The organism is Deltaproteobacteria bacterium (genome assembly GCA_022340465.1).
GTDB lineage: Bacteria > Desulfobacterota > Desulfobacteria > Desulfobacterales > B30-G6 > JAJDNW01.
This window is the reverse complement of record JAJDNW010000127.1, coordinates 22,566-28,783: the sequence shown is the minus strand read 5'-3', so window position 1 is coordinate 28,783 and position 6,218 is coordinate 22,566. Positions and strand designations below refer to the sequence as shown.

4 protein-coding genes are annotated in these 6,218 nt (G+C 57.4%); all 4 read right to left on the bottom strand.

Annotated features, from left to right (window positions below; all coding sequences use genetic code 11):
* Positions 1-961: electron transfer flavoprotein subunit alpha/FixB family protein (locus tag LJE94_17070; protein ID MCG6911815.1), on the bottom strand; the 961-nt coding region annotated here is incomplete at its 3' end.
* On the bottom strand, positions 961-1,752 hold the full coding sequence (locus LJE94_17065) for an electron transfer flavoprotein subunit beta/FixA family protein (GenBank protein ID MCG6911814.1): 792 nt from the start codon (positions 1,750-1,752) through the stop codon (positions 961-963). The genes LJE94_17070 and LJE94_17065, both read right to left, overlap by 1 nt.
* 105 nt (positions 1,753-1,857) lie before the next feature.
* Positions 1,858-3,933 (bottom strand): (Fe-S)-binding protein, encoded by a 2,076-nt coding sequence (locus LJE94_17060; protein MCG6911813.1) that lies wholly within the window; start codon positions 3,931-3,933, stop codon positions 1,858-1,860.
* Between the two features lie 406 nt (positions 3,934-4,339).
* Positions 4,340-6,157 (bottom strand): acyl-CoA dehydrogenase, encoded by a 1,818-nt coding sequence (locus LJE94_17055; GenBank protein MCG6911812.1) that lies wholly within the window; start codon positions 6,155-6,157, stop codon positions 4,340-4,342.
* Positions 6,158-6,218: the final 61 nt, after the last annotated feature.

Genomic DNA, 6,218 nt, shown 5'->3' with positions numbered 1-6,218 from the left:
GCTCGTTGATCGCGTCGGTCAGTTCGGGCAGGAAATCCAGGATGTCGGCCTCGATGCCCACGTCGGCCACCTGGAAAATGGGTGCTTTGGGGTTCTTGTTGATGGCCACGATGAAGGGGTTGCCCTTGAGGCCGCCCAGGTGCTGAAAGGACCCGCTGATACCGCAGGCCAGATAGACCTTGGGTTTGACCGTCTGGCCGGAAGTTCCCACCTGGCGGGATTTTTCCAGCCACTTGGCGTCCACGATGGGGCGGGAGCAGGAAACCACGGCACCCATGGCCTCGGCCAGGTCCTCGGCGATTTCGATATTGTCCTCGTCCTCGATGCCGCGGCCGATGGAAACCAGCACGTCCTCTTTGGTGATGTCCACATCACCCACTTCCGCCACCACGGTTTCCAGATAGCGGCGTCCGGCAGAGATGTCCCCGATATCGCCCGATTTGTCCACCACCGAACCACCGGCGGCTTGACTCTCTTCGGGTTGAAAGGCGCCCGGGCGCACATTGATGACGGCACCGGACGCGATGTCGCAGTTCACGTGGGTGCTGACGGCTCCGCCGTATTCCTGGCGCACGACTTTCAGGGTGTCGCCGTCGAGACCCTCGAAGTCAACGGCGTCTGACACAAAGGGGCTGTCCAGCTTGATGGAAAGCCCGGGGGACAAATCCATACCGAAAGTGTCGTGGGGCACCATCAGGATGCAATCCTGGGGCAGGATATTGACCAGCAGCTTTCTGATCACCTCGGCATTGGGGTAGGCCAGCGCCTCGTTGTCGATTTTCCAAACTTCCTGGTAAGAAGCGGCCACGGCACTGCAAACCGCGTCTACGCCCGATCCTAAAACCAACGCGTTCACCGGTGCATCGGCGGCGATCTTCTTGGCAGCCGCCACCAGTTCGAGTGCGGAATCTTCAGGAACACCATCCTTATATCTTATATAAGCAAAAATCTGTCCAGCCATTATTTGAGCCCTCCTTTGGCTTTAAGCATTTCAATCAGTTTCTCGATAATCTCTTCGGTGCTGCCCTCGAGCATTTCAGCACCTTCACCAAGTTCCGGCACAAAGTAATCCAGGCGTTTGACCTTGGCGCCCGCCGCGCCGACGGTATCGCCGGCAACCCCCAGGTCACCGGCACCGTGTACGGGGATTTCAACCGAAGCCACCTTGCGGATGCCGCGGATACCCACGTAGCGGGGCTCATTGATGCCGGTCTGGATCGAAAGCACGCAGGGTAGGTCGATTTCGCTCATCTCCTGGTTGCCGCCTTCGATTTCGCGGCCCACCTTGATTTTCTTGTCGTCCACCATCTCGATTTTATTCACCAGCGAAGCATAGGGCAGGTCCAGCATGGCTGCCAGCATGCCGCCCACCTGGGCGGCGCCGTCATCGGCCTGTGCCCCGGTCATGATCAAGTCATAGTTGCCTTTCTGCACGGCCGCTTTCAGGAGGGTGGCAATCCCCTTGCCGTCCGACCCCTCGAAGGCGTCGTCGGAGAGCAGTACGCCGTTGTCGGCGCCCATGGCCATTTCCCTTCTGACCACCTCTTCGGACTCCTCGTCGCCTACGCTCACAACCGTAACGCTGCCGCCCACGTTGTCCTTGATCTGAATCGCCTCTTCAACGGCGTAGTTGTCCCACTCATTCACCGAATAGACCAGGTCGTCCCGTTCGATATCCGTTCCGGCGCTGTTGACTTCGATCTCGTTTTCAGCGGTATCCGGGACTCTTTTTACACAAACCAAAATTTCCATGTTCTTCCTCCCGTTGTTTATTTGTTTCCCAACCCTAAAATTATTCTTTGTACCATTGTGGTTTAAGAGCCTTTGCTTTAAGCTTCAGACCACTGATTTCTGATTTCAGGCCCCGGCCATGTGGCTCTCCACCAATTCGGCCAGGTCGATGGCTTCCATGCTGCCTTCCATACCGGCAACCTTGATGGCATCCTCTATGTTTACCAGGCAGAAGGGACAGGCCGTCACGATCACGTTGGCACCGGCCGCGGCGGCCATTTCGACCCGCAGCACACCCATGCGCTGCTCTTCCTCCGGCTCATAGAACAGCATCAGCCCGCCGCCCCCGCAGCAGAAGGAACGGTCCCGGCATTTTTCCATGTCCACCCGTTTGATGCCCGGGATCGCATCGATGGCTTCCCGGGGATCGTCGTACACGCCGTTGTGGCGTCCGAGGTAGCAGGGGTCGTGGTAGGTGTAGACCTTGCCGTTGCCTTCGGCGGCCTTCAGCTGAATGGCCCCGCTTTTCACTTTACTGGCGATGTACTGGCTGATGTGCTCCACCGGAGGAAGCCCCTGGTAGTCGTTTTTCAGCGCATTGAAGGCATGGGGATCCGATGTGACGATGCGGGATGCTCCACAGTTGAGAATGGCTTCTGTATTCTGGTTCTTGAGGTCCTGGAACAGCATCTCTTCACCGAAACGCCTGACCTCGTTACCGCTGTCTTTTTCGTCCTTGCCGAGAATGCCGAAATCCTCGCCGGCCGCCTTCAGCACCTTGACCGTCGCCCTGCCGATGGCCTGCATCCTGTCGTCGAAGGAGGTAATGCTGTCCAGAAAATAAAGGGTTTCGGCGCTTTCCTTTTTACCCAGGATCTTGACGTCGACCCCCTCGGGTAGCTCCTTGGTCCAGTCCGAGCGCTTCTTTTCCATCTTGCCCCAGGGGTTGCCCCTCTTTTCCAGGGCCCGCAAGGGCTTCTGCAGGGACTGGGGGACCATGCCTTCGTCCACCATGCCGCGCCGCAGATCCACGATTTTGTCGATGTACTCGATACCCAGGGGGCACTCCTGTTCGCACGCGCCGCAGGTGGTGCATGACCAAATTTCGTCCTCCTCATAGATATTGCCGATGAGGGCTTCCCCTTTTTTGAAGGGCGCGCCGTAGGGATAGAGGGGGTAGTTTTTAAATACCAGATCCCGGCCCTTGATCGAAATAAACCGGGGAGACAGGGGGCGCTTGACCGCGTTGGCCGGACAGTTGTCCGAGCAGCGTCCGCAGTCCGCGCAGGAATAAAAATCGAGAATGTGCTTCCAGGTGAAGTCTTCCAGCTTTTTCACGCCAAAGGATTCGAGGTCGTCCAACTGGTCGTCGGCCACGCCGTGACGGACCGGTTTGACGTTGCCCCTGTCCAGGCGCATGAAAAACACGTTGAAAATGGAGGTGATCACGTGAAAGTGCTTGCCCAGGGGCAGAAAGCAGAGAAAGCTGAAAAAAGTAAGGTCGTGAATGTAGTACGCGACGATGTGGATGCCCTGCAGGGTCTTTACGGATGCCATCCCCAGCAGCACCTTGAATATCCATGCCAGGCTCAGAGGGGCGAGAAATTCGGCGTGCAGCCCCGCCTTTACATCAGCCGCGGCGGCGCTGGCCTCGAACAGGCTTTCCGAAATCATCAGTGTGGCAATCATGCCCAGCACGAAAACCGCTTCAAAGGTGTGGTCCTTGCCGTATTTCGACGGAACGGCGTAGCGCTCCGGTTTGACCACCATGCGCCGGTAAGCGGCAAAGCAACAGGCCACCAGCACCATGGTCGCGGCATAGTCCTTGATAATGTTGTACACGACCCCCAAAACGCCCCCCAGCCCCGGAAAAACGAACCCATCCGACAGGCCGATGATGACCAGGGAGGTGGAGCGGATGGCCAACACCAGAAACCCGGCAAAAATCATGATGTGAATGATGCCGGCCGTTCGGTAACGCGGATGACGCCACTGCAGCAGCCAGATGCGTACGACCTTGACGATGCGCTCCGGAAGGCGGTTGAAGCGTATGTCCGGCGCCGCCATTACCAGCGGCGCTATCCGGATGGCCATAATGTAGGCGAACAGAGCCACGCCCACGATGGGAATCAACAGCGAAAAGACAATGGTGGGGATGCCGAGAAAAAAATAATCGGCCGGTCCTAACAAAGCGGTTTCCATGCGCTACCTTTCCTCCTCTTCCACAAATCAATAGACCCCAGCGTTGCAACTGCGGGGTCAACGTTCACTTTTATAAAATCGCCCGCAGGCATGTCAACAAAATACCTCAGCCAAAGGGATCCGATTATCACAATGCAGGGTCATGAACAAGCGTTTTCGTGACGATGGATTGTCTGGTATTTGGTGTTTTGTGTCTGGTGTTCGATATCTCTGCGCTACACAAACGAAATACCAAACACCCAATTTTAAATGACCTGTAAGGGCCCAAGGGCCAGGGGATCGTAAGGAAAAAAGCGCACCGCTCATAGCTGATAGCGTGCCACACGCTATGACCTGTCAGCTGTGAGCTCACTTCTGTTTCACGCGGCCCCTTGAACCCTGTTTAAAAGGACAGGTTGACCGCCGCTTATTTCCCGCCGAAGGCATCTTCGGAAATCGCGTTCACCGCGTCATTGCCGTCCAAAATGGCATTCATTTTGCCCACCGTCACCGGCAGCACGGTGTGGATGAAAAACTCGGCATTTTTCACCTGGCCCTCGTAAAAGGCGGCATCCTTTTTCTTGACCTTGCCGTTCATTTTTTCGGCGGCAACCACGGCGCGCCACAGCAGCATCCAGGCCATGATCACATCGCCGGCCGCTTCCATGAAGTTGTAGGCGAAGGCGAAGGCATTCAGCGCCTTGGGCGACATGGCGGTGGCACCCATGTGCATGGCCGTCTCGCCCAGCTTGTTGAGCGTTTCATCGAGTCTGGTGGCCAGCTCCCCGGTCGCGGGAAGCTCCTTGGCCCGGACGACGGTCTTCTGAATCTCGCCCAGCAGGTCCATGATCGGCCGGCCTTCGTTCATTCCCAGTTTGCGCCCCAAAAGGTCCATGGCCTGAATGCCGTTGGTGCCCTCGTAAATCATGGTGATCCGGCAATCCCGCACCAGCTGCTCCTGGGGGTACTCCCTGATGTACCCGTACCCGCCGTAAACCTGCATGCCGAGGTTGCAGACATCGTAGGACCGGTCAGTGACATATCCCTTGGCAATCGGAATCAACAGGTCCACGATGCCCTGGTATTTGGCCTTGACCGCCTCGTCGTCGCTGGTGTCGATCAGGTCGTCGCACCAGCCTGTATAGTAGAGCAGGCTGCGCATGGCCTCTACATAGCTTTTCATGGTGAGAAGCTGCCTTCTCACATCCGGATGCTGAATGATGGGCACGGACGGTGCGTCCGCCTGTCCGAAGGAGGCCAGGTGCTTGCCCTGCACCCGCTCGCGGGCGTAGTTGACGGCATTCAGATAGGAAGCGGTGGCGCAGGCAAAACCCTGCATACCCACCAGCAGGCGGGCTTCATTCATCATCAGGAACATGGCACGCATGCCCTTGTTCTCCTCCCCGAGCAGCGTTCCCACACACTCGCCTTTGCCGCCCAGGGTAAGCGAGCAGGTTGAATTGCCATGTATACCCATCTTTTCTTCAACACCGGTGCACACCACGTCGTTGAACTGGCCCAGGCTGCCGTCGTCGTTGACCCGGTATTTGGGAACCAGGAACAGGGAAATCCCCTTGGTACCCTGGGGGGCGCCTTCGATGCGCGCCAGAACCGGGTGGATGATGTTTTCGGCCATGTCGTGTTCGCCCGAGGAGATAAATATTTTGCTGCCCGTGATGGAGTAGGTGCCGTCATCGTTTTTCACGGCCGTGGTGGTCAGGGCGCCGACGTCCGAGCCCGCCTCCGGTTCGGTCAGCAGCATGGTGCCGGTCCATTCGCCGGTGTACATTTTCTTCAGGAAAATCGCCTTCTGCTCTTCCGTTCCAAAAGATTCCACGAGCTTGCCGGCCCCGTGGGTCAATCCGGCATACATCATGAAAGCGTAATTGGCGCCATTGAAGTAGTCGCTTGCGGCCAGAGCCACGGTCCTGGGCATGCCCTGCCCGCCCCATTCGGGATCTTCGGTCATGGCCAGCCACTCACCCTCCTTGAAAAGCTCCCACACGCGGTGGAACGCATCCGGGACCGCTACCTTGCCGTTGTCGAAGGTGACGCCCTCCCGGTCCCCGATTTCACGGGTCGGAAGGATCTCCTTGACGGCCAGGTTGCGGGCTTCTTTGACAATCAGGTCCACGGTCTTGGGGGTGAATTCCGCGAATTTTTCATGCTCGCTCAATTTCCCTACGTCGAGCAGTTCGTGAAGAACGAATTCGATGTCTCTGCGGTCTGCAATGCTCTGTGCCATTTTTTCTCTCCTTGATCTATATATGTGTTGTTATAAAGGTTCAATTCACCCCAGCGGGGGG